1 protein-coding gene is annotated in these 2,121 nt (G+C 48.7%); it reads left to right on the forward strand.

What is annotated here, in order from left to right:
* On the forward strand, positions 1-2,121 hold a 2,121-nt coding region (locus AB4154_RS08905; RefSeq protein ID WP_372122726.1), incomplete at both ends, for a beta strand repeat-containing protein.

A 2,121-nucleotide genomic window follows, 5' to 3' on the forward strand; every position in this document is an offset into this window, starting at 1 on the left:
TTGATGGCACACCGTCGACTGTTAAGGTCACCATCAACGGCACAAACGATGCCGCGACGGTTAGTAGTGCGACCGTTGCCATCGATGAAACCGACAAAGCAGTAACGACTTCAGGAACATTGACCAGTACCGACGTGGATAATCAAGATAATGCGTTTACACCGGATTCGATTACTGGCACCAATGGTGACCTGACTATTGATGCTAATGGTCATTGGGCGTTCACCGCCAACAGCGCGTTTAACCAATTAAACGTCGGCGATAAAGTCGAAGAAACCTTCACGGTGTCGTCTGTTGATGGAACACCGTCCACTATCAAGGTGACAATTAACGGTACTAACGACACCGCTACTGTCAGCAGTGCGACCGTCGCCATCGATGAAACCGACAAAGCGGTAACTACCTCAGGTACGCTAACCAGTACTGACGTGGATAATCCAGATAATACCTTCACACCCGATTCCATTTCCGGTACCAACGGTGACCTGACTATTGATGCCAATGGTCATTGGATGTTCACCGCTAACAGCGCGTTTAATCAATTGAACGTTGGCGATAAAGTCGAAGAGACTTTCACTGTGTCGTCTGTTGATGGCACACCTTCGACCATTAAAGTCACGATTAACGGCACTAACGACACCGCTACTGTCAGCAGTGCGACCGTAGCCATCGATGAGACTGACAAAGCAGTCACGACATCAGGAACGTTGACCAGCACCGATGTAGACAACCCAGACAACACGTTTGCGCCGGATTCTATTTCAGGCACCAACGGTGACCTGACTATTGATGCTAATGGTCATTGGGTCTTCACCGCCAACAGCGCGTTTAACCAATTGAATGTCGGCGATAAGGTCGAAGAGACCTTCACGGTGTCGTCCATCGATGGCACCCCTTCGACGATCAAGGTCACGATTAATGGCACTAACGACGCCGCTACTGTCAGCAGTGCGACCGTCGCTATCGATGAAACCGACAAAGCAGTAACGACTTCAGGAACATTAACCAGCACCGATGTCGATAATCCGGATAATGCGTTCACTCCAGACTCCATTGCAGGCACAAATGGCGACCTCAACATTGATGCCAATGGTCACTGGGTATTCACCGCTAACAGCGCGTTTAATCAATTGAATGTCGGCGACAAGATCGAAGAGACCTTCACTGTCTCGTCTATTGATGGCACAGCGTCAACGATCAAAGTGACAATTAATGGCACCAATGATAAAGCGACGGTCAGTACCGCAACGGTCAGTGTGGATGAAACTGACAAAGCGGTAACGACATCAGGAACGTTGACCAGTACTGACGTGGATAATCCAGATAATGCATTCACACCGGATTCTATTTCAGGCACCAACGGTGACCTGACTATTGATGCTAATGGTCATTGGGTCTTCACCGCCAACAGTGCATTTAATCAATTGAATGTCGGCGATAAGGTCGAAGAGACCTTCACGGTGTCGTCCATCGATGGCACCCCTTCGACGATCAAAGTCACGATTAATGGCACTAACGACGCCGCTACTGTCAGCAGTGCGACCGTCGCTATCGATGAAACCGACAAAGCGGTAACAACCTCAGGCACCCTAACCAGTACCGACGTAGATAACCCAGACAATGCGTTCACACCCGATTCCATTTCCGGTACCAACGGTGATCTCACCATTGATGCCAATGGTCATTGGGTATTCACAGCTAACAGCGCGTTTAATCAATTGAATGTCGGCGATAAAGTCGAAGAGACCTTCACTGTCTCGTCTATTGATGGCACAGCGTCAACGATCAAAGTCACGATTAATGGCACTAACGATGCAGCGACAGTCAGTACCGCAACAGTCAGTGTGGATGAGACTGATAAAGCGGTAACGACATCAGGCACGTTAACCAGTACCGATGTTGATAATCCTGATAACACATTTACGCCAGACTCCATTGTTGGAGCTAATGGCGACCTAACTATTGATGCTAATGGGCATTGGGTGTTCACCGCCAACAGTGCGTTTAATCAATTGAACGTCGGCGATAAAGTCGAAGAGACCTTTACTGTATCGTCTATTGATGGCACAACGTCAACGGTCAAAGTGACAATTAATGGCACTAACGACGCCGCTACTGTCA

Source organism: Vibrio sp. 10N.286.51.B11 (assembly GCF_041469245.1).
In the GTDB taxonomy this organism is placed as follows: domain Bacteria; phylum Pseudomonadota; class Gammaproteobacteria; order Enterobacterales; family Vibrionaceae; genus Vibrio; species Vibrio crassostreae_C.